Annotated in this window: 25 protein-coding genes and 1 pseudogene; 12 read left to right on the top strand and 14 right to left on the bottom strand. The window is 67.9% G+C overall.

All coding sequences use genetic code 11. The annotated features are described in order from the left end of the window. Positions 1 to 197: 197 nt before the first annotated feature. From ldcA to DIE17_RS09530, 3 genes are all read right to left on the bottom strand, one after another. Positions 198 to 1,136, bottom strand: coding sequence for a muramoyltetrapeptide carboxypeptidase (gene ldcA / locus DIE17_RS09540; protein WP_124486208.1), 939 nt, complete (start codon positions 1,134 to 1,136; stop codon positions 198 to 200). A 112-nt stretch (positions 1,137 to 1,248) separates the two neighbouring features. Then, positions 1,249 to 1,830: a tRNA adenosine(34) deaminase TadA gene (gene tadA, locus DIE17_RS09535; protein ID WP_185500377.1), complete on the bottom strand. Its 582-nt coding sequence runs from the start codon at positions 1,828 to 1,830 to the stop codon at positions 1,249 to 1,251. Then, the gene (locus tag DIE17_RS09530) at positions 1,827 to 2,228 is read right to left on the bottom strand and encodes a DnaJ family domain-containing protein (protein ID WP_044843744.1); all 402 of its coding nucleotides are present in this window, start codon (positions 2,226 to 2,228) and stop codon (positions 1,827 to 1,829) included. Before DIE17_RS09530 ends, tadA begins: the two co-directional genes overlap by 4 nt. Positions 2,229 to 2,563: 335 nt before the next feature. On the opposite strand from DIE17_RS09530, the gene DIE17_RS09525 reads away from it, so the two are divergent. The 6 genes and pseudogenes from DIE17_RS09525 to DIE17_RS09500 all read left to right on the top strand — a co-directional run. Next, positions 2,564 to 3,334: a GntR family transcriptional regulator gene (locus tag DIE17_RS09525; RefSeq protein ID WP_124486207.1), complete on the top strand. Its 771-nt coding sequence runs from the start codon at positions 2,564 to 2,566 to the stop codon at positions 3,332 to 3,334. Then, the gene (locus DIE17_RS09520; protein WP_124486206.1) at positions 3,331 to 5,070 is read left to right on the top strand and encodes a fumarate reductase/succinate dehydrogenase flavoprotein subunit; all 1,740 of its coding nucleotides are present in this window, start codon (positions 3,331 to 3,333) and stop codon (positions 5,068 to 5,070) included. Before DIE17_RS09525 ends, DIE17_RS09520 begins: the two co-directional genes overlap by 4 nt. Before the next feature lie 17 nt (positions 5,071 to 5,087). Then, positions 5,088 to 5,333, top strand: a complete 246-nt coding sequence (locus DIE17_RS09515; RefSeq protein ID WP_006755644.1) for a ferredoxin family protein — start codon at positions 5,088 to 5,090, stop codon at positions 5,331 to 5,333. 38 nt (positions 5,334 to 5,371) lie between these two features. Continuing rightward, complete coding sequence (locus tag DIE17_RS09510; RefSeq protein ID WP_124520032.1) at positions 5,372 to 6,334, top strand: HEAT repeat domain-containing protein; 963 nt, start codon at positions 5,372 to 5,374, stop codon at positions 6,332 to 6,334. After that, the gene (locus tag DIE17_RS09505) at positions 6,331 to 6,672 is read left to right on the top strand and encodes a gamma-butyrobetaine hydroxylase-like domain-containing protein (RefSeq protein WP_124520030.1); all 342 of its coding nucleotides are present in this window, start codon (positions 6,331 to 6,333) and stop codon (positions 6,670 to 6,672) included. The genes DIE17_RS09510 and DIE17_RS09505 overlap by 4 nt, the downstream gene beginning before the upstream one ends. Then, a pseudogene (locus DIE17_RS09500) lies at positions 6,673 to 6,985 on the top strand (acetyltransferase); the annotation flags it as partial. Between the two features lie 154 nt (positions 6,986 to 7,139). Here DIE17_RS09500 and DIE17_RS09495 read toward each other — a convergent pair. Beyond that, entirely contained in the window at positions 7,140 to 7,694 is a 555-nt protein-coding gene (locus DIE17_RS09495; protein ID WP_124520028.1) for a TetR/AcrR family transcriptional regulator, read from the bottom strand. 108 nt (positions 7,695 to 7,802) lie between these two features. Here DIE17_RS09495 and DIE17_RS09490 point away from each other — a divergent pair, with 108 nt between their 5' ends. Continuing rightward, positions 7,803 to 8,456: a DJ-1/PfpI family protein gene (locus tag DIE17_RS09490; protein ID WP_124486201.1), complete on the top strand. Its 654-nt coding sequence runs from the start codon at positions 7,803 to 7,805 to the stop codon at positions 8,454 to 8,456. A 216-nt stretch (positions 8,457 to 8,672) separates the two neighbouring features. Here the strand turns inward: DIE17_RS09490 and guaA are convergent, their stop codons facing one another. From guaA to DIE17_RS09460, 5 genes are all read right to left on the bottom strand, one after another. After that, on the bottom strand, positions 8,673 to 10,292 hold the full coding sequence (gene guaA, locus DIE17_RS09485; protein ID WP_124520026.1) for a glutamine-hydrolyzing GMP synthase: 1,620 nt from the start codon (positions 10,290 to 10,292) through the stop codon (positions 8,673 to 8,675). A 107-nt stretch (positions 10,293 to 10,399) separates the two neighbouring features. Further along, positions 10,400 to 11,017, bottom strand: coding sequence for a hypothetical protein (locus tag DIE17_RS09480; RefSeq protein WP_124520024.1), 618 nt, complete (start codon positions 11,015 to 11,017; stop codon positions 10,400 to 10,402). A 6-nt stretch (positions 11,018 to 11,023) separates the two neighbouring features. After that, positions 11,024 to 12,484, bottom strand: coding sequence for an IMP dehydrogenase (gene guaB / locus DIE17_RS09475; protein WP_059464274.1), 1,461 nt, complete (start codon positions 12,482 to 12,484; stop codon positions 11,024 to 11,026). Between the two features lie 279 nt (positions 12,485 to 12,763). Continuing rightward, positions 12,764 to 13,591 (bottom strand): DUF2182 domain-containing protein, encoded by an 828-nt coding sequence (locus DIE17_RS09465; protein ID WP_124520020.1) that lies wholly within the window; start codon positions 13,589 to 13,591, stop codon positions 12,764 to 12,766. A 30-nt stretch (positions 13,592 to 13,621) separates the two neighbouring features. After that, complete coding sequence (locus DIE17_RS09460) at positions 13,622 to 14,386, bottom strand: DUF899 domain-containing protein (RefSeq protein ID WP_124486198.1); 765 nt, start codon at positions 14,384 to 14,386, stop codon at positions 13,622 to 13,624. 113 nt (positions 14,387 to 14,499) lie between these two features. On the opposite strand from DIE17_RS09460, the gene DIE17_RS09455 reads away from it, so the two are divergent. From DIE17_RS09455 to DIE17_RS09445, 3 genes are all read left to right on the top strand, one after another. Continuing rightward, the gene (locus DIE17_RS09455) at positions 14,500 to 15,720 is read left to right on the top strand and encodes a helix-turn-helix domain-containing protein (RefSeq protein WP_124520213.1); all 1,221 of its coding nucleotides are present in this window, start codon (positions 14,500 to 14,502) and stop codon (positions 15,718 to 15,720) included. 30 nt (positions 15,721 to 15,750) lie between these two features. Beyond that, entirely contained in the window at positions 15,751 to 16,434 is a 684-nt protein-coding gene (locus DIE17_RS09450; protein WP_124520016.1) for a glutaminyl-peptide cyclotransferase, read from the top strand. Positions 16,435 to 16,615: 181 nt separating this feature from the next. Next, positions 16,616 to 17,599 (top strand): DMT family transporter, encoded by a 984-nt coding sequence (locus DIE17_RS09445; protein ID WP_124520014.1) that lies wholly within the window; start codon positions 16,616 to 16,618, stop codon positions 17,597 to 17,599. Between the two features lie 63 nt (positions 17,600 to 17,662). Here the strand turns inward: DIE17_RS09445 and DIE17_RS09440 are convergent, their stop codons facing one another. Together DIE17_RS09440 and DIE17_RS09435 are read right to left on the bottom strand one after the other, a co-directional pair. Beyond that, positions 17,663 to 17,986, bottom strand: coding sequence for an RnfH family protein (locus tag DIE17_RS09440; RefSeq protein ID WP_124520012.1), 324 nt, complete (start codon positions 17,984 to 17,986; stop codon positions 17,663 to 17,665). Positions 17,987 to 17,990: 4 nt separating this feature from the next. Beyond that, the gene (locus DIE17_RS09435) at positions 17,991 to 18,428 is read right to left on the bottom strand and encodes a type II toxin-antitoxin system RatA family toxin (protein ID WP_044843759.1); all 438 of its coding nucleotides are present in this window, start codon (positions 18,426 to 18,428) and stop codon (positions 17,991 to 17,993) included. A gap of 98 nt (positions 18,429 to 18,526) precedes the next feature. On the opposite strand from DIE17_RS09435, the gene smpB reads away from it, so the two are divergent. After that, complete coding sequence (smpB, locus tag DIE17_RS09430) at positions 18,527 to 18,973, top strand: SsrA-binding protein SmpB (RefSeq protein ID WP_050012888.1); 447 nt, start codon at positions 18,527 to 18,529, stop codon at positions 18,971 to 18,973. Positions 18,974 to 19,276: 303 nt separating this feature from the next. Here smpB and DIE17_RS09425 read toward each other — a convergent pair whose 3' ends face one another. From DIE17_RS09425 to ppsA, 3 genes are all read right to left on the bottom strand, one after another. Then, a complete protein-coding gene (locus tag DIE17_RS09425; protein WP_044843761.1) occupies positions 19,277 to 20,212 on the bottom strand; it encodes an SPFH domain-containing protein in 936 nt (311 codons plus the stop codon). A 33-nt stretch (positions 20,213 to 20,245) separates the two neighbouring features. After that, on the bottom strand, positions 20,246 to 20,680 hold the full coding sequence (locus DIE17_RS09420) for an NfeD family protein (RefSeq protein WP_044843762.1): 435 nt from the start codon (positions 20,678 to 20,680) through the stop codon (positions 20,246 to 20,248). A gap of 210 nt (positions 20,681 to 20,890) precedes the next feature. Beyond that, a complete protein-coding gene (gene ppsA, locus DIE17_RS09415) occupies positions 20,891 to 23,290 on the bottom strand; it encodes a phosphoenolpyruvate synthase (RefSeq protein ID WP_124486193.1) in 2,400 nt (799 codons plus the stop codon). A 374-nt stretch (positions 23,291 to 23,664) separates the two neighbouring features. On the opposite strand from ppsA, the gene DIE17_RS09410 reads away from it, so the two are divergent. Next, entirely contained in the window at positions 23,665 to 24,480 is an 816-nt protein-coding gene (locus DIE17_RS09410) for a pyruvate, water dikinase regulatory protein (RefSeq protein ID WP_044843764.1), read from the top strand. Positions 24,481 to 24,513: the final 33 nt, after the last annotated feature.

Here is a 24,513-nt window from a genome sequence, read left to right as displayed (position 1 = left end):
TATCCAGGCACGACAAGCCTCTCGCGTTTGCCCATGGCGGCTCACGGTGTATACCCTCTCCGCCATTTTGTTGACAAAAATGGTGCGTGCCACGACACCAACCCGATCGGCGACGATGAAAATTTCCGACCGTTAGTTGCACATTTACTTTAAAGAAAAAGGCGGGAAACCCCGCCTTTCGATGGCCCCTGCCGGCCTCAGCCGAGATGCGGATAGTCCGACAGCGTGAGCCGGAAACCGTGCGCATTCGCGACGAGCTGCGCCTGCGCGCCGAACGGCAGCGTCAGCAGGTCGGGCACGTGACCGAACTGCAGCCCAGTGACGACCGGAATGCCGATCACCGCGCGCATCTGGTCGATCATCGCCTGCATGTCGTAGCCGTTGTCGTACTCGAACGGCCGCGCGCCCGTGAACTGGCCGAGCACGAGCGCCTGCTGGCGCGCGAGCAGCCCCGACAGGTGCAGCTGGTAGATCATCCGTTCGATCCGGAACGGCTGCTCGTTCACGTCCTCGATGAACAGGATGCCGCCCTCGATGTCGGGCATGTACGGCGTGCCGACGAGCGACGTGAGGATCGCGAGGTTGCCGCCCCACAGCGTCCCCGTCACGTTCACGGTCTGCACTTGCGGCGCCTCGGTGACGATCGTCGTGGTCGGCTGCGACAGCGTCCGCCAGAAGTGCTGCATCGTGAAATCGCTCGGCGTTTCCGCGCCGAAGTCGGCCGACAGCATCGGGCCGCCGAAGGTCTTGATGCGCGCCTTCGCGTACAGCGCGAGCTGGATCGCGGTGAAGTCGCTGTGGCCCACGAGCGCGATCGGCTGGTCGCGCAGCCGACGCTCGAGCCCGCGATAGTCGAGCCCGTGCAGGATGCGCGCGGCGCCGTAGCCGCCGCGCACCGCGAGCGCGATATCCGGCAGCGCGCGCTCCGGATCCGCGAGACGGTTCAGGTCGCCGGCCCGCTCGCCGTCGGTGCCGCCGAAGCGCTGAAAGCGACGCTGCGTCGCCTCGATGTTCTCGATGCGCTGCTGCGCGCCGCTCAAGCGCTCGAGCGCGCGGTTGATCGCATCGGGGTCGTGCGGATAACCGGACGGCGCCAGCAGGCGGATGGTGTAGGACGCGGCGGGCTGGAAGGACATGGCGAAAGATATCGGGATCGTCAAACCTGCTTAGAGGGTCCGAACCGTCTCCGGTTCACGGAACTGCGCGGCCCGCCCGCTCCGGGCGACGGGCACTGGCACGGCGGGCGCGCTATGACGCGCCGGATGCGGCGTCGCGGGCGAGCCGTGCTTCCCGCAGCGCGCGACGGCGCTCCGCGAAGAACGATTTCAGCGCGGCGCCGCACTCGTCGGCGAGCACGCCGCCGGTCACGTCGGTATGGTGATTGAGCTGCGGATTCGCGAACGCGTCGATCACGCTGCCGCACGCGCCCGTCTTCGGGTCGGCGGCGCCGTAGACGACCCGCGCGATGCGCGCGTGCATGATCGCGCCCGCGCACATCAGGCACGGCTCGAGCGTCACGTACAGCTCGCAGCCGGGCATTCGGTAATTCTGCAGATGCTGCGCGGCCATGCGCAGCGCGGCCATTTCCGCGTGGGCCGACGGGTCGTGCCCGCCGATCGGATGGTTGAAGCCGCGTGCGATCACTTCGTCGCCGCGCACGAGCACCGCGCCGACCGGCACTTCGCCGGCCGCGCGCGCCTCTTCGGCGGCAGCCTGCGCGAGCCGCATGAAATGCAGGTCGCGCGCCGACACCGGCGCGGCTTCGGGAACGGGAGCATCGGGAACGACAGCCGGTCCGGCTGCCGCGTCGGGCAGCGCGTTGGCGCTCACATCGGCCCCGCTTCGGCGGGCGCGTCGTCGAGCCCGCGCTCGCACAGACGTTCCGCGATGCGCCGGCAATAGTCGCGCGGCATCACCATCGGGCCGCCGCGCAGCGATTCGAGCGCCATGTCGAGGGCGAGGATCTTCGCCTGCAGCCGGCAGCGCGCGGCGCGGTCGCTGACCGCCTGCAGTTCGTCCTGCAGGTTGCGCAGCGCGCGCAGTTGCTCGACGGCCGGCGGCACGAAGCCCGCATTCTTCAGGATACGGTTGGCCACCCGCACCTCCTCGGGTACGAGCAGGTCGTCATCCAGCGCCTGCGGCGCGCCGGTACCCGGCAAATCGTCGAACTCGCCCCGCGCGGCGGCGGCGGCAATGCGTTGTTCGACCAGTGCGTCAAGCAATCTCATCAGTCAATCGGAACAAATGCGGCAGCCGAATTCTAGCAGGGTGACGTGCGTATGACAGGCCCTTCGAACGCATGCTCGATATTGTGTTTTTTAGGGGCCGAATCGGCGCGCATGCGTGCCGATCGCCGCGACTTGCCGCTGTGCTGCGCCGCAGCAGGCTCCGCGCGGATTCGGCGCCGTTTGCGCGGGCCGTGTCGCGCCCTGTTTTTTTATTTTCGCGCGGGTCGCCGCCGCCCCGCTTTTCCGGAATCGGAAAGTCGAAATCAGAAATAGTTGGTTGGGGCGCGCGAGCGCGCTCACTACACTCGAGCCATCTTGTCATAACAAGTTGACCGATGACCCCACCCAACGTCGTGCCGCTGTCGGCGGCGCCGCTCTACGTGCAGATCAAGGACACGCTGCGCACGCGCATCCTCGACGGCACCTATGCACCACACAGCCGGATGCCGTCCGAGCACGAACTCTGCGCGATGTTCGACGTGAGTCGCATCACGGTGCGCCAGGCACTCGGCGACCTGCAGAAGGAAGGCCTGCTGTTCAAGCTGCACGGCAAGGGCACGTTCGTGTCGAAGCCGAAGGCGTTCCAGAACGTGACGTCGCTTCAGGGCTTCGCCGAGGCGATGTCGTCGATGGGCTACGAGATCGTCAACCAGCTGCGCAGCTTTCGCACCGTGAAGGCCGATCGGCACCTCGCGACGAAGCTGAACGTGCCGGAAGGCGCGCCGCTCATCGAGATCCACCGCGTGCGGCTGCTGAACCGCGAGCCGGTGTCGCTCGAGCAGACGTGGGTGCCCGAGGCGCTCGGCAAGCGGCTCGCCGGCGCCGATCTCGCGACCCGCGACATCTTCCTGATCCTCGAGAACGACTGCGGCGTGCCGCTCGGCCACGCCGACGTGTCGATCGACGCGATCCTCGCCGACGATGAAATCGTCGACGCGCTGCGCGTCGAGGAAAGCAGCCCCGTGCTGCGGATCGAGCGCCTGACGCACGACGCGTCGGGCACGCCGATCGACTACGAACACCTGTACTTCCGCGGCGACGCCTTCCAGTACCGGCTGCGCATCGACCGGCAGAAGACCCGCCAACCTGCAAGGAATCCTCAATGAATACCCATGTACTCGAATACGACATCGTCGTGGTCGGCGGCGGCACGGCCGGCCCGATGGCGGCGATCAAGGCGAAGGAGCGCGACCCGTCGCTGCGCGTGCTGCTGCTGGAGAAGGCCAACGTGAAGCGCAGCGGCGCGATCTCGATGGGGATGGACGGGCTGAACAACGCGGTGATCCCGGGCCACGCGACACCCGAGCAGTACACGCGCGAGATCACGATCGCCAACGACGGGATCGTCGATCAGGAAGCCGTGTACGCGTATGCGACGCACAGCTTTGCGACGATCGAGCAGCTCGACCGCTGGGGCGTGAAGTTCGAGAAGGACGGCACCGGTGACTACGCGGTGAAGAAGGTCCACCACATGGGTTCGTACGTGCTGCCGATGCCGGAAGGCCACGACATCAAGAAGGTGCTGTACCGGCAGCTGAAGCGCGCGCGCATCGCGATCACGAACCGGACCGTCGCGACGCGCGTGCTGACCGACGCGCAGGGCCGCGCGAGCGGCGTGCTCGGCTTCGACTGCCGCACGGCCGAGTTCCACGTGATCCGCGCGAAGGCCGTGATCCTGTGCTGCGGCGCGGCCGGCCGGCTCGGCCTGCCGGCGTCCGGCTACCTGATGGGCACCTACGAGAACCCGACCAATGCGGGCGACGGCTACGCGATGGCGTACCACGCGGGCGCGGCGCTCGCGAACCTCGAGTGCTTCCAGATCAATCCGCTGATCAAGGACTACAACGGCCCGGCCTGCGCATACGTGACGGGCCCGCTCGGCGGCTTCACCGCGAACGGCAAGGGCGAGCGCTTCATCGAGTGCGACTACTGGAGCGGCCAGATGATGTGGGAGTTCTACCAGGAACTGCAAAGCGGCAACGGCCCGGTGTTCCTGAAGCTCGACCATCTCGCGGAAGAAACGATCCAGACCATCGAGCAGATCCTGCACACCAACGAGCGGCCGAGCCGCGGCCGCTTTCACGCGGGGCGCGGCACCGACTACCGGCGCCAGATGGTCGAGATGCACATCTCCGAGATCGGCTTCTGCAGCGGCCACAGCGCATCCGGCGTCTACGTGAACGCCCGCGCGGAAACGACCGTGCCGGGGCTCTACGCGGCCGGCGACATGGCGGCGGTCCCGCACAACTACATGCTCGGCGCATTCACCTACGGCTGGTTCGCCGGACAGAACGCGGCCGACTACGTGGCCGGCCGCGCTCACGCGCCGGTGGACGACGAACAGGTCGCCGCCGAACGCGCCCGCGTGCTTGCGCCGCTCACGCGCGAGCGCGGCCTCGCGCCGGCGCAGGTCGAATACAAGCTGCGCCGCATGGTGAACGATTACCTGCAACCGCCGAAGGTGACGCGCAAGATGGAGATCGGGCTGCAACGTTTTGACGGCATTACTGAGGATATCGAAGAAATCAAGGCGAGCCACCCGCATGAACTGATGCGCGCGGCCGAAGTGCGCGCGATCCGCGACTGCGCCGAAATGGCCGCGCGCGCGTCGCTGTTCCGCACCGAGAGCCGCTGGGGGCTGTACCACCATCGCGTCGACTTTCCGCATCGCAACGATGCCGAGTGGTTCTGCCACACGTGGCTGCGCAAGGGTGCCGACGGCACGATGCGCAGCGAGAAACGACCGGTCGAACCCTACGTCGTGCCGCTCGCCGACGACGAACGCAGCGCCTACGCGCACCTGCGCATCCGCGAACCGGCCGCACACGCGGCCGCCCTCTGACTCCGAGGAGCCTTACCGTGCCCCATACCCCGCACGACATCTTCCTGCGCAGCAGCGCGCCCGTGACGATCGACGAGGACCGCTGCATCGCCGACAAGGGCTGCACCGTCTGCGTCGACGTGTGCCCGCTCGACCTGCTCGCAATCGACGTGACCAAGGGCAAGGCCTACATGCAGTTCGACGAATGCTGGTACTGCATGCCGTGCGAACGCGACTGCCCGACCGGCGCGGTCAAGGTCGACATTCCGTACCTGTTGCGCTGACCTGGCGCGCCGCTTCCCCACTACCGGACTCACGACACATGAAACCTGCTTCCGACCATGCCGCGCTCGTCGCGCGCGTTGCCGCACCCGATGCATCGGTGCGCCGGATCGCGCTGCTCGAACTCGCCGATCTCGAGGATCCCGATCTCGTGCCGATCTTCGTAGCCGCGCTGCGCGACGATCCGTCCGCCGACGTGCGCGGCGAAGCCGCGCGTGTGCTCGCCGCCTGGGAGCAGCCCGACGTCGTCGACGCGCTGTGCCGCGCGCTGCTCGATCCGGACGACGACGTGCGCGCGACCGCCGCACACAGCCTGTCCGAACTGAAGGACGTCGCATCCGGCGCCGCGCTGTGCCGCTGGGTCGAGCACGCCGAACCGTTCGTGCGCGGCGCCGTGCTGCGCGCGCTGCGTGAACTGCGCGACCCCGACGCGTTCGCGCCGGCGCTGCGCGCACTCGACGCGCCGGCGTCGGCCGTGCGCGCCGAGGCCGTCGCCGTGCTCGGCTGGCTCAAGGACGCCCGCGCGCTGGCGCCGCTCGCACGCATCGCCACGACCGACACGCATGCGGACGTACGGCGTATCGCGGTCGGCGCGGTCGGATTCGCGGCGTCCGCCGACACGGCCGTCGTCACCGCCTTGCTGGCGGCGCTGCGCGACGCCGAATGGCAGGTCCGCGAGGAAGCGGCCGCGACGCTCGGCAAGCTGCGTGTCGCGGCCGCGCGCGCACCGCTCGTCGCCTCGCTCGACGACGATTACTGGCAAGTGCGCTTGCGTGCGGTGCGCGCACTCGGGCAATTGCGCGACGCCGCCGCGGCGCAGGCCGTCGCCGCGCTGCTGTCGCACGCGATCAGCAACCTGCGCAAGGAGGCCGCGCTCGCGCTCGGCGAACTGCGCGATCCCGCGACGCTGCCCGCGCTGCACGACGCGCTCGACGATCGCGATCCCGAAGTACGCAAGGCCGTGCGGATCGCGATCGCGCAGATCGGGGAAGATGCACGATGACGCCGCCGACCGAGATCCTGCTCGATCATGCGGCCCGCGCATTGACGCTGTGCTGGCCGGACGCCGACACGCAGCACATCGGCTATGCGCACTTGCGCAGCGCTTGCCCATGCGCCGCATGCCGGAAGATCCGACTCGATGGCGGGCAGGTCGACGCGCCACCCGACCTGACGCTGGACGGCGTGGAAGCGGCCGGTTACGGCATCCGCCTGCTGTTCGGCGACGGTCACGCGCGCGGCATCTATCCGTGGCCGTTTCTGGCGGAACTCGGCGCAGACGAGACGGATGCGGGCGTCGCAGCGCCCGACGTGCCCGCATCCGGCCATCCCGCGAACTGACCGTCGGCGAAGCTCGATCTGGCCGTCGACGAGCACGATCGTCCGGTCGGCTTCATGCTGCTCGACGGCAGTCACATGGAAGCACTGTTCGTCGATCCCGCGCACCACGGCGCGGAGTGTCGGGCGGCGGCTGGTCGAAGCGGCCCTCCGACGCCATCCCGACCTGTCGACAGACGTCAACGAGCAGAACGAAGCGGCGGCGGGATTCTACGAACGGCTCGGATTCGAGCGCTGCGGACGATCGGCGCGCGATGGACAAGGGCGCCCTTATCCGCTGATTCACCTTCGTTATCGTAGTGGCGGGCAAGACTGAGCAGGATCGGGACAGCGCGTGACGTCGCCTTGCGCTGCATCGAAAGCCGCGCTTTCCACCGACGCTACAACGGAGCACCCGCCCGCCTTCTGCTCTGCGATACGCGAGCCATCCGTGCAGCACGGGCATCGCGGGCATCGCGGGCATCGCACCGCTACGCGCGTCGGCGTGGCAGCATGCGCTCGGCGACCGCGAACGCACGCTGCATGAAGTGGTTGAACCGCTCGGCATCGCGCCGCAGTCCGGCCTGCTGGCCGCCGATCAGACACAGGTGCGCGATCTGCCCGACGATCTCGGCTTCGCCCGGCATGCGAACCCACCGACGGGACGTCTCGAGCGCGAATGCGAGACGCGTGGCATCGACGCGCTGCTGGAATTCCGCGACCAGCGCGTCCTGCATTGCCCAGGCGCGGATCGCCGCTTCGCGCCCCGGTCGCTTCTCCGCCGCGATGCGCAGGTAGCGCGTCAGCGTGTCGGCCGCGCCGCGGCCGTCCGCCGCGTAGGCGAGCATGCGTGCGGTGTAATCGTCCTCCCACGCGGTCAGCAACGTCCTGACGAAGTCCTCCCGATTCCGGAAGTGGTGATGGAACGAGCCGCGGGTCACGTTCAGCCGTCGTGCGAGACGCTCGGCCGAAATCCCCGCATACCCTTCCCCGTCGAGGGCGTCGAAGCCCGCGGCGATCCAGTCGTTTCGAGTCAGTGTGCGCATCGGTATCGCCATACAGGCTGTGTATGGCGCGGCATGGGCAGATAGGCTGCGAACTCTATCACGGCCGCCACCGCTTCCTGCAACGCGCCACGACTCACGGAGTTCACGTTGAAAGACATCGCTCTCGTCGCATTCGACCAGTTCACCGACATCGACCTGTTCCTGATGTGGGACATCCTCGGCCGCAATACCACGGACTGGCGTGTCCGGATTCTCGGCGCGCAGCCGCTGTTGCGTTCCGCGCATGGTCTGGCCATCCCCGTGCACGGCCCGCTCGAGGAAGCCAATCGCGCCGACGCCGTGCTGTTCTCGAGCGGCAGGCTGGGCATCCCGGCCGCGCTCGCGAGCCCGGATTTCCTGCCGTCGTTCGATCTCGATCCGGCGCGCCAATACATCGGATCGATCTGCGCGGGCGCCTTCGTCCTGGAGCGGCTCGGGCTTTTGCCGGACCGTCGCGCAACGACGCACCCCGACGCGCGACACGGGCTGACGGATCGCGGGCTGCATGTGCCGGACCAGCCGCTCGTGTGCCACGGCAATGTTGCGACGGCGGGCGGCTGCGTGGCGGCGCTCTATCTGACGGGATGGCTCGTGGAATCGATGTTCGATGCGGACAAGCGGCGCGAGACGTTGCTGCCGGTCCTGCCCGCCGGACAACGGGAACTCTACGAGGACATCATCGAATTCAGCATTCGACAAGGACAGGGGCAGACTTCGGGCTCGATCAGGATGATCGATGCCGGCGGTCGTCGGCTGCCCTAGTGCGCGACATGCAGACGCGTCGCTTGTAGTGGCCGGGCTGTCCCGCACCTCGGTGCCCGGACCCGGCATGCAGGCAAGGAAAACACTGCGCGCCGGCGGCCATCGAATCACGGCCGCCAACCGCACCAACGACAACGCCCGGCAGGTTCCCCTGCCGGGCGTTGCGCATCATCCGATGCCGCTATCGGTCATCGAGGCACGCCTCGACGCCGACGCTCACTCCCACTCGATCGTCGCCGGCGGCTTGCCCGAGATGTCGTACACCACGCGGTTGATCCCGCGCACCTCGTTGATGATCCGGTTCGACGCACGGCCGAGCAGCGCGTACGGCAGGTGCGCCCAGTGCGCGGTCATGAAGTCGGTGGTCTGCACCGCGCGCAGCGACGTCACGTAGTCGTACGTGCGGCCATCGCCCATCACGCCGACCGACTTCACCGGCAGGAACACCGCGAACGCCTGGCTCGTCAGGTCGTACCAGGTCTTGCCGACGTCGGCCTCGCCGCACAGGCCCGCTGCCGCGTCCTGCGCGGTGGCGGTCGTGCCGCGCAACTCCTCGATGAAGATCGCATCCGCGCGACGCAGCAGGTCCGCGTATTCGCGCTTCACTTCGCCGAGAATCCGCACGCCGAGGCCCGGGCCCGGGAACGGATGGCGGTACACCATCTCCGGCGGCAGGCCGAGCGCGACGCCGAGTTCGCGCACTTCGTCCTTGAACAGGTCGCGCAGCGGCTCGAGCAGCTTCAGGCCGAGCGTTTCCGGCAGGCCGCCGACGTTGTGGTGGCTCTTGATCGTCGTCGCCTTCTTCGTCTTCGTGCCGCCCGATTCGACCACGTCCGGATAGATCGTGCCCTGCGCGAGCCACTTCGCCTTCGACAGCTTCTTCGCCTCGGCCTGGAACACCTCGACGAACTCGCGGCCGATGATCTTGCGCTTCGCTTCCGGATCGGTCACGCCGGCCAGGTGGCCGAGGAACTGCTCGGATGCGTCGACGTGCACGACCTTCGCATGCAGGCGGCCCTCGAACATGTCGAGCACCATCTTGCCTTCGTTCAGGCGCAGCAGACCGTGGTCGACGAACACGCAGGTCAGCTGGTCGCCGATCGCGCGGTGGATCAGCGCGGCCGCGACGCTCGAATCGACGCCGCCCGACAGGCCGAGAATCACTTCCTCGTCACCGACCTGCTCGCGAATCTTCGCGACGGCTTCCTCGATGTGGTTCTTCATGATCCAGTCGGGCTTCGCGCCGGCGATCTGCAGCACGAAGCGTTCGATGATCTGGCGGCCCTTCACCGTGTGCGTGACTTCCGGGTGGAACTGCACCGCGTAGTAGCCGCGCGCCTCGTCGGCCATGCCGGCGATCGGGCAGCTCGGCGTCGACGCCATCAGCGCGAAGCCCGGCGGCAGCTCGGCAACCTTGTCGCCGTGGCTCATCCAGACCTTCAGCATCCCGTGGCCTTCGTCCGTCTTGAAATCCTCGATGCCGTCGAGCAGGCGCGTATGGCCGTGCGCGCGCATTTCCGCATAGCCGAATTCGCGATGGTCGCTCCACTCGACCTTGCCGCCAAGCTGCACGGCCATCGTCTGCATGCCGTAGCAAATGCCGAGCACCGGCACGCCGAGATCCCACACGGCCTGCGGCGCGCGCAGCTGGTGGTCTTCGTACGTGCTCGCGTGGCTGCCCGACAGGATCACCGCCTTCGGCGCGAACTCGCGGACGAAGTCGTCGGACACGTCGTTCGGGTGGATTTCGCAGTAGACGTGCGCTTCGCGCACGCGGCGCGCGATCAGTTGGGTGACTTGCGAACCGAAGTCGAGAATCAGGATTTTGTCGTGCATGGCTGCGGACGGGATGAAGAGAATAAGAAAAGCAGCGCACGAAGCGCTGCGTCAAAAGCATGGACAGCGGCGTCGGGCGGCAGGCGGCTCGCGCGACGCATCGCCGGTCAATCCTGCAACGGCGGGCGGGCGTCGAATGCGACGCTGCCTGACGCGCGGTCGGATGCGGCCGACGTGGTGGCCGCGGCCGGCGCCGAGGGCGCCGCCGGACGGCTGACGACCGGTTCGACCCGCTGCCGCGGCGCGGAGGCCACCGCTGATTCGGCCGGGCGCTTCGCGTCCCGAGCGTCGGGCGCCTGCGCCCGTTCCACCCTTTCCGCCTTCTCGCGCCGCCGCACGGTCGATGCCAGCCGCACGCCGCCGAGGCCCAGCAAGATCAGCGCGACCCCGGCCATCGCCGACAGCACGCGGCCGGCGGCCGCGAGCGCGGGACCGTTGCCGGTGCCGAACGACCACACGACCGCCAGCACGCCGATCAGCCAGTTCACATGGCCGACCGCACGTGCGACGGGCGCCGTGAGATCACCGTTGAGCGCCGCATGAAACGCGAGCCACGCGAGGCCGAGCAGCGCGATGCCGAACGCCTGGCCGAGCATCGCCGGCTGGATGTTCGCCAGCTGCAGCGCGTTGAACAGCGCCTGCCAGGGCGTCAGCACGAACAGCACGCCGAACGCCAGCAGCAGCACGGCATCGACGATCAGCACGGCTCGCAGCAGCGGTTTCATCGGCGATCAGTCCACGTGGTAGTTCGGTGCTTCCTTCGTGATCTGCACGTCGTGCACGTGCGACTCGCGCATGCCCGCCGCGGTGATCTGGACGAATTCGGCCTTGTCGTGCAGTTCGTCGATCGTGCGGCAACCGCAGTAGCCCATGCTCGCGCGCACGCCGCCGACCAGCTGGAACAGGATCGCGTTGACCGAACCCTTGTACGCGACGCGGCCCTCGATGCCTTCCGGCACGAGCTTGTCGATGTTCGCCGAGTTGTCCTGGAAGTAGCGGTCCGCCGCGCCGTCCTTCATCGCGCCGACCGAACCCATGCCGCGGTACGACTTGTACTGGCGGCCCTGGTACAGGAACACGTCACCCGGCGCCTCTTCGGTACCCGCGAACATGCTGCCCATCATCACCGCGTTCGCGCCGGCCGCGAGGGCCTTCGACACGTCGCCCGAGAAACGCACGCCGCCGTCGGCGATGCACGGCACGCCGGTGCCCTTCAGCGCTTCCGCGACGTTCGCGATCGCGCTGATCTGCGGCACGCCGACGCCCGCGACGATCCGCGTCGTGCAGATCGAGCCCGGGCCGATACCGACCTTGACCGCGTCCGCGCCGTATTCGACGAGCGCCTTCGCGGCGGCAGCCGTCGCGATGTTGCCGCCGATCACCTCGACGTGCGGGAAGTTCTGCTTGACCCAGCGCACGCGCTCGAGCACGCCCTTGCTGTGGCCGTGCGCGGTATCGACGACGATCACGTCGACGCCCGCCTGCACCAGCAGCTCGACGCGCTCTTCGTTGTCCGGGCCGACGCCGACCGCCGCGCCTGCGCGCAGCTTGCCGTGTTCGTCCTTGCACGCATCCGGGTGTTCGGTCTGCTTCGTGATGTCCTTCACGGTCATCAGGCCGCGCAGTTCGAACGCGTCGTTGACGACCAGCACGCGCTCGAGGCGGTGGCTGTGCATCAGCGCCTTCGCTTCGGCGAGCGGCGTGCCTTCCTTGACGGTGACGAGACGCTCGCGCGGCGTCATGATCGACTTGACCGGTTCGTCGAGGCGCGATTCGAAACGCAGGTCGCGGTTCGTGACGATGCCGACGAGCTGCGGGCCTTCGACGACCGGGAAGCCCGAGATGCCATGCTGACGCGACAGCGCGATCACGTCGCGCACCTTCATCTGCGGCGGAACCGTGATCGGGTCGCGCACGACGCCCGATTCGAAACGCTTGACCTTCGCGACTTCGCGAGCCTGCTCGGCCGGCGTGAGGTTCTTGTGGACGATGCCCACACCACCCTGCTGCGCCATCGCGATCGCGAGGCGACCTTCGGTGACCGTGTCCATCGCGGCGGACACGAGCGGCATGTTCAGGGAGATGTTGCGGGTCAGCTTGGTCTTCAGGCTGGTGTCGCGCGGGAGAACGTCGGAAAAGGCGGGAACGAGGAGCACATCATCGAAAGTGAGTGCTTTTTGGATCAGACGCATGGCAAATCCTATGGGCGCAAAAGCGAATTATACGCGAAGCGCTGCGAATTTTCACAACACGAACAACGGGTTAGCCGCCTTCAGGCGCCCGGGGGCCGAATCGTTCGGATCGCCGTTCGGTTCGTTTTCGATCGCCTTTCGTTTCACCCCCGCATCGGCCCATTCGCGCAGCCGGCCGGAATCGGGCCGATCGCCCGCCGTTGCCGCACGACGCCGGACCTGCCGACGGCGCCTGCGCCGGCCCCGTTCGACGCGCACCGGCAGCCCCCCGGGGCGCCGCTAGGCCAGTCCGGCCGCGGCCCACGCGATCATCGCCGCGCCGGCGCCGATCGCCACGCCGCCGACAAGCCGCGCGACGCGAACGCCAGCCGGCGCCAGCCGCTCGGCGGCGACCGCCACGGTCACGACGGCCATCACGCGCAGGTCCATCATGCCGGCCGCCAGTGCGACGGCCGTCAAGTTCCCGCAGCAGGCGCCGCACCGTAGCGCGGTACGCACGCCGTACCGCCACGCGACCGCGGCCCGGGCTGCCGCCCGCGGCGCGCATGCGTCGTCCGGCGCATGCCGGCAGCAAGCGAGCCGGCGCGCCTTCCAGCCGGAAAACTGCAGCACGCCCGCGCCGAGCACGATCGCGCCAGCCGCGAACGGCACCGTGGCGGCGAGCGCGGGCAGCCGCGCGGCGGCCGCCGCCCATGCAGTGCCGACCGGAAACACCAGCGCGCCGAGCGCCATCCACACGGAGAAATACGCGGTGCCCGCGACCGCGACGAACCATGCCGCACGCGCGTCGTCCGCCGCGCCGAGACGTTGCCGACATCGCCAGAGCACCGGCGCCAGCACCGGCAGCATCATCGTCACCGTCATCGCGCCCCACATCCCGGCGAATGCGGCGAACGCGCGCCCAGCCTGCCATCCGCACGGCCTGAGCCACCCGGCCGACAGCGTCCAGCCGCCGGCCATCGGCATGCCGCCCATCGCGTCCATCGATGCGTGCTGCGCGAGCGTCGCCCAGATCGCGGCGGCCCATACCGCGACGAGCGCGGCGCCGAACACCCGCCGGCCGCCGCCCGCGTCAGCAGCAACAGCCCGTTTCGTCGCCGTGCTCATCGCCCGCTCCCGCGGCTCGCCGGGCCGTGCTCAACCGCGTGCATACTCGTCATGACGGCGCCACCACACGCCCGTCTCGTTGCGCCCGAGCGGCGCGCGATCGAGCCACTGGTACATCCCCCACAGCCCGTCGAGCCCGCGCGCGTACGTCGAATACGTGTGATAGACGATGCCGTCCTCGCGCACGAACGCGCTCATCCCCGGCCGGTCGCGCGCGTACGTCGCGGCGTCGGTGCCGCACGTCGCCGCGAACTGGGCGAGCGCGGCGGGCGGCGGGTCCATGTCCATCGCGTGGCCGGCCCGCGCATAGTTGTATTCGACGTCGCCGGCGCGCTGCTGCGCTTCGGTGAACGACACGTTGAAGTCGAAGTTGAACTCGCCGCCGTCCGATGACGCCCACGGAAAGTGCCAGCCCATCCGCTGCCGGTATGCCAGCAGCTTCGCAAGCGGCGCGCGCGACACCGCCGCGAGCGTCACGTCGTGGTTCGCGAGGTGGACCGCGAAACCGTCGAAGCCGTCGGCGAGCGCCGAGCACGACGGGCAGCCGGCCTTGTAGTCGGGGCCGAACATGAAGTGATAGACGAGCAGTTGCGAGCGGCCGCCGAACAGATCGTCGAGCGTCGCCGGGCCGCGTTCGGTGTCGAACCGGTAGGCCTTGTCGACGCGCACCCACGGCAGCGCCTGGCGCCGCCGCGCGAGTTCGTCGCCCTGCCGGGTCAGCGCCTTTTCCGCATCGAGCAGCGCGCGGCGCGCAGCCAGCCATTCGGCGCGCGTTCCGGTGAGATGGTTCGTCATTACGGGTTCCTCCTTTCGATGGATATCCGGGCACGGCGCATCTGCCGTGTGCGTGGTGCTAGATTAGGACCGGGCGTCGAACCGGAGGGAGTGACAACTGTGTCGGGATTCGGATGGATTCGCTGATCACGGCCGCCGCGCGGGCGCTCGCGGCGGGCGACCCGCTCGGCGCGCTGAACCGCGTCGCGTTGCGCGACGACGCACCGGCGCTCGCGTTGCGCGGCATCGCGATGGCCCAGCTCGGCGATTTCGAGCGCGCACGCGCGCTCGTGCGCAGCGCGGCTCGCGCGTTCGGCGCGAAGGAAGCCGTCGCGCGGGCGCGCTGCGTCGTCGCGGAGGCCGAGATCGCGCTGGCGTCACGCGACCTCGGCTGGCCGTCGCGCGCCCTCGACGCCGCCTGCGCGACGCTCGACGCACACGGCGACCGCACGAACGCCGCGCATGCGCGCTATCTCGGCGTGCGCCGGCTGCTGCTGATCGGGCACGTCGGGGATGCCGAACAGCGGCTCGCGAGCCTCGATCCCGCACCGCTGCCCGCCGCATCGCGCGCAGCTCATGAACTGATCGCGGCCGGCATCGCGATGCGCCGCATCCGCCCGCACGCGGCGCGCCTGGCGCTCGCCCGTGCGCGCGCGGCCGCACGGGACGCCGGCATCGCCGCGCTGACGGCCGAAGTCGACACGGCCGCCCGCATGCTCGATACGCCGGCCGCGCGACTCATCGCGCGCGGTGCGTCGCGGCTCGTGCTGCTCGACGAGGTCGAGGCGCTGCTGGCATCGAACGCGCTGGTCGTCGATGCATGCCGCCACGCGGTGCGCGACGCGCGCACGACCGTGTCGCTCGCACGCCGCCCGGTGCTGTTCGTGCTCGCCCGCGCACTGGGCGAGGCGTGGCCCGGCGACGTGTCGAGAAACACGCTCGTCGCCGCGGCGTTTCGCGCGAGACATGCGGACGAATCGCATCGCGCCCGCCTGCGCGTCGAGATCGGCCGCTTGCGCGCGGTGCTGCGGCCGCTCGCGAACATCACTGCGACGCCGAGCGGCTTCGCGCTCGAACCGCTCGGCCCGCACGAGGCCGTCGTGCTCGCGCGTCCGGTCGACGACCGCCACGCGGCCGTGCTCGCGCTGCTCGCGGACGGCGAGGCGTGGTCGAGCTCCGCGCTGGCGCTCGCACTCGGCGTGAACCCGCGCACCGTGCAGCGCGCGCTCGATGCGCTCGCCGAAGCGGACAAGGTGCAGGCGGTCGGCCGCGGTCGCGCGCGCCGCTGGATGACGCCGCCGCTGCCCGGATTCGCGACGACCTTGTTACTCCCCGCGCCGCTGCCGGGCGACTAGGATGGGGATACCAACGACGAGGTGACAAACATGAAACGCTCCACCGCAGACATCCTCCGCGAATACGGCCCGTTTCCGGGCGTCGACGGCGTACACGGCGTCACGTTCGACGGGCGGCACGTGTGGTTCGCGTCCGGCGACAAGCTGAACGCGCTCGACCCGGAACGCGGCACGACCGTGCGCGCACTCGACGTCGCCGCGCACGCAGGCACCGCGTTCGACGGGCGCCACCTGTTCCAGATCGTCGAGGACCGTATCGAGAAGATCGATCCCGACTCCGGCCGCGTGCTCGCGACGATCCCCGCGCCCGGCGGCGGCGCCGATTCGGGGCTGGCCTGGGCGGAAGGCACGCTGTGGGTCGGCCAGTACCGCGAACGCAAGATTCATCAGGTGGATCCGCAATCGGGCGCCGTGCTGCGCACGATCGAATCGAACCGCTTCGTCACCGGCGTGACGTGGGTCGACGGCGAGCTGTGGCACGGCACCTGGGAAGCGGACGAGAGCGAGTTGCGGCGGATCGACCCGCGCACCGGGCAAGTGCTCGAACAGGTCGACATGCCGCCCGGCGTCGGCGTGTCGGGGCTGGAGTCCGACGGCCACGACCTCTTCTACTGCGGCGGCGGCAACAGCGGCAAGCTGCGCGCCGTGCGCCGCCCCGCAGGGGCAGCCGCGGCGGGCAACAGTGCGGCGGCGGCCGAGCCGGTCGAGCGCTGATCGGTTGATCGTCGAAGGGCAACGCGACCCGCCGCAGCCACCGGTTAAACAGGACCGGGGCGCGGCGGCGCTTGCAGCCGGTCCCTGCCACACCCCGCTCCCGAGTGCAGGAATGAACAAGACGCGGTCGCGTAGCCGTCGTTAAGATGCGCGCTCGTCAGTCTTTCGTTCGGAGCAGTCGATGCAGCGCGGTGTGGTGTATGGCGTCCTCGCGGGCGCGTTGTGGGGCATGGTCTTTCTCGTGCCGCGGCTGATGACCGACTTCTCGCCGCTGCTGCTGAGCGCGGGCCGCTATGCGATGTACGGCCTCGTGTCGCTGGCGGCGGCCCTGCCGGCCGCCCGCTCGCTGCTCGCCCGGCTGACCCGCGAGGACCTCGTCGCGCTCGCGAAGCTCGCGCTGATCGGCAACGTTGCGTACTACATGCTGCTGTCCGGTGCCGTGCACCTGATCGGCATCGCACCCAGCTCGCTGATCGTCGGCGTGCTGCCCGTGACCGTCACGCTCGCGGGCCTCGGCGACCACGGCGCGATGCCGCTGCGGCGCCTCGCCGCCCCGCTCGCGCTGGTGATCGCCGGCATCGTCTGCATCAACATCGACCTCTTCACGTCGGAAGCCGCGCAGGCGACGACGCTCGGCCAGAAGCTCGCGGGCATCGCGTGCGCAAGCGGCGCACTCGCGAGCTGGACCTGGTACGCGGTCGCGAACACGCGCTACCTGCAGCGCCACCCTCATTTCGGCGGCAACGAGTGGTCGGTGCTGTGGGGTGTCGTGACGGGGCTGATCGGCGGCCTCTGCTGGCTCGCGATCCTCGCGCTGCCGGCCGGCACGGTGCAGGCCGCCGTTCCGGCATCGCGCTGGCACCTGTTCTGGCTGCTGAACCTCGTGCTTGCGATCGGCGCGTCGTGGCTCGGCAACGGACTGTGGAACGCGGCGTCGAAGCGGCTGCCGCTCACGCTGTCCGGCCAGCTGATCGTGTTCGAAACCGTGTTAGCGATGCTCTATGCGTTCGTCTACGATCAGCGGATGCCGCGCGTACTCGAGATCGTGGCGCTCGCCCTGCTGCTGGCGGGCGTCTACGGGTCGGTGCGCCGGCACAACGACACGCATGCGGGCGGCAACACGCCCGGCAGCGCGGCCGTGAACGCGAACGTCACGGCGCACTGAGCGCCGCCGCGCCTGGTCTGACGAATCGGAACGGAGAAGATGCAGCAACGCCGACGCGACGCGTCAGCGCGCGTCCTTGTGCATCCACTTGCGGCCCTCGACGGAGCCCTCGCGGCGGGTCTTGTCGACGCGCCGCTGACGCGCGAGCTTCGGATCGACGATCAACGGGCGGTAGATCTCGACGCGGTCGTGGTCGGCGAGCGGCGCGTCGAGCGGCGCGAGCTTGCCGAATATGCCGGTTTTCGTGTGCGCGAGGTCGATTTCCGGGTGCAGCGCGAGCACGCCGCTCGCGTCGATCGCCGCGCGCACGGTCGCGCCTTCGGGCAGCGACACCGGAATCAGCGTCTGGCGATCCGGCAGCGCGTAGCAGACTTCGATCGACAGCATCGCGTCACCCCTTCCCGTAGCGCTGGTCGGCGCGCTTGACGAACGAATCGACGAACGTGTTCGCGATATGGCTGAACACCGGCCCGATGATCTTCTCGAGCAGGATGCTCGAGAACTCGTAGTGCAGCGCGAATTCGATCTTGCATGCATCGGCGCGCAGCGGGATGAAGCGCCACGAGCCCGTGAACTTCCGGAACGGGCCGTCCGCGAACTCCATGTCGATCCGCGTCGGGCGCTGCTGCGTGTTGCGCGTCGCGAAATGCTGCTTGATGCCCTTGAAGTTGATGTCGATGCGCGCTTCCATACCGCTGTCGTCCTGACGGCGAATCTCGACGCCACCGCACCAGGGCAGGAAATTGGGGTAATCGGCCACGTCGGTGACGAGGTCGAACATCTGTTCCGCCGAATGACGGATCAATACGGTTTTCTGGACATCTGCCATAAATCGCGCGGCATCGCTCGAGGTGAGAACGCAAGCCGGGCGATTCCCGCCCTGCTTTGCTAAAATCGTGATTTTAAACGAGTTGGCCCGATCCTTTCATGAGCATCATCGACAACAGGAAAGCGCACTTCGATTATCACATCGAGGAACGCTACGAGGCGGGGCTCGTGCTCGAGGGCTGGGAAGTCAAGGCGCTGCGCGCCGGGCGCGGCCAGATCAAGGAAGGCTACGTCGTGGTGAAGAACGCCGAGATCTTCCTGATCGGTACCCACATCAGCCCGCTGCCCGAAGCCTCGACGCACATCAAGCCCGATCCGGTCCGCACGCGCAAGCTGCTGCTGCACCGTGACGAAATCAAGAAACTGATCGGCAAGGTCGAGCAGCGTGGCTACACGCTCGTGCCGCTGAACTTCCACTACAAGGGCGGTCGCGTGAAATGCGACATCGCGCTCGCGAAGGGCAAGAAGCTGCACGACAAGCGCGAAACCGAGAAGAAGCGCGACTGGGAACGCGAAAAGGCGCGCATCATGCGCGCCGGCACCTGACGCTCGGGAAAGCCAGCCTCACAAACGACACGGCCCGCTCGAAGCGGGCCGTGTTGCTGTGTGCGGTGCGAAGCGCATGAGCGGCTGCCGGACCGCCGCTCGCCTTCCGGGACGAACCGCTGCGCAACCTGTACTGCTGACATGCGGGCGCGATCGCGCCCGAGGTCGCGCGACGATTCGCCGCATGCCGGGCACATGACCGGCACATGACCGGCACATACCGGGCACACGACGGGCGCACGAGCGGCGCACACCCGGCGACGCTCGCGGCGATCGCCGGCACGCGTAACCCGCGCGTGCCGCTCAGCCCCGCCCGCTCGCCGCCGGTGCCGCGTTCTTGACGATCGTCAGCGCCGACGCGATCGCGGTGCCGAGATCCGACAAGTTCGCCGGCACGATCAGCGTATTGCCCTGTTTCGCGAGGTTCGAGAACGCGCCGACGTACTGCTCGGCGACCTTCAGGTTCACGGCATCCATCCCGCCCTGCGACTGGATCGCGTTCGCGATCTTCTGGATCGCCTGCGCGTTCGCCTCGGCCACCGCGAGAATCGCGGCCGCCTCGCCCTGCGCCTGGTTGATCGCGGCCTGCCGCTCGCCTTCCGACTTCTGGATCGCCGCTTCGCGCGCGCCCGACGCGAGGTTGATCTGCTCCTGCTTGCGGCCTTCGGAAGCAGCGATCAGCGCGCGCTTTTCCCGCTCCGCGGTGATCTGCGCCTGCATCGCATGGAGGATCTCCTTCGGCGGCGTCAGGTCCTTGATCTCGTAGCGCAGCACCTTCACCCCCCAGTTCGCGGCGGCCTGGTCGAGCGCCGACACGATGTTGTGGTTGATGAAGTCGCGCTCCTCGAAGGTCTTGTCGAGTTCGAGCTTGCCGACCACCGAGCGCAGCGTCGTCTGCGCGAGCTGCGTGATCGCGAGCACGAAGTTGCTCGACCCGTACGACGCCTTCATCGGATCGGTCACCTGGAAGTACAGCACGCCGTCGACCTGCAGCTGCGTGTTGTCGCGCGTGATGCAGACCTGGCTCGGCACGTCGAGCGGAATTTCCTTCAGCACGTGCCGGTAGGCGATCCGGTCGACGAACGGCAGCACGATATTGAGACCGGGCGACAGCGTCGCGTGATAGCGCCCGAAGCGTTCGAGCACCCACGCATGCTGCTGCGGCACGATCTTCACCGTCTTCGACACGATCACGATGGCGATGACGAGCAGGACGACCCAGATGATCAGCGAATCCATGAAATATTCCCTCCTTGTTGTATCAGTGGACGATCAGCCCGCGGGTTTCGCGATGACGACGAGACTGTTGCCGCGCACGGCACGCACCTGATACACGCGTGCATCGTCGCGCTCGCCGGCCGCGAGTTCGACGTCCCAGTCGGCGCCGCGATACTGCACACGCGCGCGGCGGTCGTGCCACGCGTCGACCGTGACGGTCGCGCCGATATCGAGATTGACGTCCGGATTCGTCGACGTGTCGCGCTTCTGCTTGCGCCCGAGCCCCGAGCGGCGCAGCACGATCATCGCGACGATCGCGACCACGGCGGCCGCACCGAACTGCACGTGCGGCGCGAAACCGGCGAGCTGCAGCAGCGCGCCCGCGAGAAAGCCGAGCGCGATCATCAGCAGATAGAACGTGCCGGTCAGCAATTCGGCGACGACCAGCACGCCGACTCCGACCCACCAGAACAGATGCCCCGACATCATTGTGGTCTCCCGAAAAACGTCCCCGCTGCTCACTATATTCGCTGCGCGCCCGTCCGTGGGCCGCGGTCGACACGCATGACGCAACGCGGTGCGTACCGACGAAAAAAAACACCCCGGTGCTTACCGGGGTGTTTATAACACGAACCTTGCATTTTGCCTTCAGCGCAAGCGCGGCGTACCGCGCTTGCGCCGAATAAGCGTTACCGACCGTTACTTCCGGTTGGCGAGCGCTTGCCACGTATCGATGATCGTGTCCGGGTTCAGCGAGATCGACACGATGCCTTCGTCGGTCAGCCATTGCGCGAAGTCCGGGTGATCGGACGGGCCCTGGCCGCAGATACCGACGTACTTGCCCATCTTGCGGCAGGTATCGATCGCACGCTTGAGCAGGAACTTGACGGCCGGGTCGCGTTCGTCGAAGTCGACGGCCAGCAGTTCCATGCCCGAGTCACGGTCGAGGCCGAGCGTGAGCTGCGTAAGGTCGTTCGAACCGATCGAGAAACCGTCGAAGTGCTCGAGGAACTCTTCTGCGAGGATCGCGTTGGTCGGGACTTCGCACATCATCACGAGGCGCAGGCCGTTCTCGCCGCGCTTCAGGCCGAACTTCTCGAGCAGGCCGACGACACGCTCCGCCTGCTTCACGGTACGCACGAACGGCACCATGATCTCGACGTTGGTCAGGCCCATCTCGTCGCGCACGCGCTTCAGTGCACGGCATTCCATCTCGAACGCCTGCGCGAAGTCTTCGGCGATGTAGCGCGATGCGCCGCGGAAGCCCAGCATCGGGTTTTCCTCGTCCGGCTCGTAGCGCGAACCGCCGATCAGCTTCTTGTACTCGTTCGACTTGAAGTCGGACAGACGCACGATCACGGGCTTCGGATAGAACGCCGCGGCGATCGTCGCGACGCCTTCCGTCAGCTTGTCGACGTAGAACTGGCGCGGCGACGCGTGACCGCGCGCGACGCTCTCGACCGCCTTCTTCAGGTCCTGGTCGATGTTCGGGTACTCGAGGATCGCCTTCGGGTGCACGCCGATGTTGTTGTTGATGATGAACTCGAGACGCGCGAGGCCAACACCACCGTTCGGCAGTTGCGAGAAGTCGAACGCGAGCTGCGGGTTGCCGACGTTCATCATGATCTTGACCGGGATTTCCGGCAGTTCGCCGCGCTGCACTTCCGTGACTTCCGTCTCGAGCAGCCCGTCGTAGATCTTGCCTTCGTCGCCTTCCGCGCACGACACCGTGACGAGCGCGCCGTCCTTCAGCACGTCGGTCGCGTCGCCGCAGCCGACGACTGCCGGCACGCCGAGCTCACGCGCGATGATCGCCGCGTGGCAGGTGCGGCCGCCACGGTTCGTGACGATCGCCGCCGCACGCTTCATCACCGGCTCCCAGTTCGGGTCGGTCATGTCCGCCACCAGCACGTCGCCCGGCTGCACGCGTTCCATTTCCGACGGGTCCTGGATCACGCGCACGGGGCCCGCGCCGATCTTCTGGCCGATCGCGCGGCCCGTTGCCAGCACCTGCGACTGGCCCTTCAGCTTGAAGCGCTGCTCGGCCTTGCCGCTCGCCTGGCTCTTCACCGTTTCCGGACGCGCCTGCAGGATGAAGATCTTGCCGTCGCGGCCGTCCTTGCCCCACTCGATGTCCATCGGACGCTGGTAGTGCTTCTCGATGATGACCGCGTACTTCGCGAGTTCGATCACGTCTTCGTCGGTGATCGAGTAGCGGTTGCGCTGCTCGTGCGGCACGTCGACCGTCTTCACGCGGCCCGGCTCGCCCGGCTGCGTGAATTCCATCTTGATCAGCTTCGAGCCGATCGAGCGGCGGATGATCGGGTACTTGTCCTGTGCGAGCGTCGTCTTGAACACGTAGAACTCGTCCGGGTTCACGGCGCCCTGCACGACGGTTTCGCCCAGGCCGTAGCTCGACGTGATGAACACGGCGTCCTTGAAGCCCGATTCGGTGTCGATCGTGAACATCACGCCGGCCGCGCCGACGTCCGAGCGGACCATGCGCTGCACACCGGCCGACAGCGCGACTTCAGCGTGCGTGAAACCCTTGTGCACGCGATACGAGATCGCGCGGTCGTTGTACAGCGACGCGAACACGTGCTTCATGCGGTCGAGCACGTCGTCGATGCCGACGACGTTCAGGTACGACTCCTGCTGGCCGGCGAACGACGCGTCGGGCAGGTCTTCCGCGGTCGCGGACGAACGCACGGCGAACGACAGCTCGCCCGGCGAGCCGTTCTTCAGGATTTCGAACTGTGCGCGGATTTCCTCCTCGAGACGTGCCTGCAGCGGCGCGTCGACGATCCACTTGCGGATTTCGGCACCGGCTTCGGCGAGCGCCTTCACGTCGTCGATGTCGAGCGACTCGAGACGCTTGGCGATGCGATCGGTCAGATCGTTGTGCTTGAGGAAATCGCGGAATGCGAGCGCGGTCGTGGCGAAACCGGTGGGTACGCGAACGCCTGCTTCGGAAAGCTGGCTGATCATCTCGCCGAGCGACGCATTCTTGCCGCCCACGATCTCCACATCGGTCATCCGCAACTGCTCGAACGGGATTACATACGCCTGGTCCTTTGCGACGTTTGCTGCGTTAGTCATACAAGCCCCTAAGTGTGAAAAAAATGCTCGATTGCGCAAGTGGGCTCGGACGCGGGCGCTTGCAAAAAGGCGCGGCGCGTCTTGCGCAACCTGTTGGAGAAACAATCGCAGGCGGGAAATCTTCCGACCCGATTTGCAAAAATCCCGGCAGAAGGGCGATATATTCAGACGAATCGCCGAACTTGCCGGGAGTTCTGGAACGTTCGCGGCAAGTCTGGCGTGCCGTTCGCACCCCGCCCCCGCAATTGCTTATCCAACAGGTTGCCGCTATTCTACCGTGCCGGCTGCCGGATGTGGCGCGACCTTGTCACTGTGCCTGGAGGCGGACCTCCAGCCGCCCGCGCAACCGCCCTTCACGCTCGACGCCCAGATTCATGCTGCCTACCGTTTTCATCGTCTCCGACGGCACCGGGATCACTGCCGAAACCTTCGCGCACTCGATCCTCTCCCAGTTCGACCAGAAATTCCGGCTCGTGCGCGTGCCGTTCGTCGACTCGCTCGACAAGGCCTTTTCGACCGTCGAGAAGATCAACGAAGCCGCGGTGCACGACGGCCGCCGCGCGATCGTGTTCACGACGCTCGTCGACAGCGAGTCGAACGACATCGTCAAGCGCTCGAACGCGCTCGTGCTGGACATGTTCCAGCGCTTCGTCGAGCCGCTCGAGCAGGAACTGGAGCTGAAGTCGAGCCACGCGATGGGCCGCGGCCACCAGAACGCCGACACCGAGGAATACAAGACGCGGATCGAGGCGATCAACTTCTCGCTCGCGCACGACGACGGCCAGTCGAACCGCAACCTGTCGGAAGCCGACGTGATCCTGGTCGGCGTGTCGCGCAGCGGCAAGACGCCGACGAGCCTGTATCTCGCGATGCAGTACGGCGTGAAGGCCGCCAACTATCCGCTGATTCCGGAAGACTTCGAGCGCGGCAAGCTGCCGTCGGCGCTGTCGCCGCATCGCGACAAGCTGTTCGGGCTGTCGATCGATCCGCAGCGCCTGTCGGAGATCCGCAACGAGCGCCGCCCCGGCAGCAAGTACGCGGCGCCCGAGAATTGCCGCTACGAGATCAACGAGGCCGAGGCGATGATGCGCCGCGAAGGGATCAAGTGGCTGTCGTCGACGCACAAGTCGATCGAGGAGATCGCGACGACGATCCTGCAGGAAATCCGCCTCGACCGGCAGTCGTACTGACGACCGGCGCACGGGCGGCCGCCGGGCCGCCGT

Origin of the sequence: Burkholderia sp. Bp9099, assembly GCF_003857805.1 — a bacterium.
In the GTDB taxonomy this organism is placed as follows: Bacteria; Pseudomonadota; Gammaproteobacteria; order Burkholderiales; family Burkholderiaceae; genus Burkholderia.
This window is presented reverse-complemented; position numbering and strand designations above follow the sequence as displayed.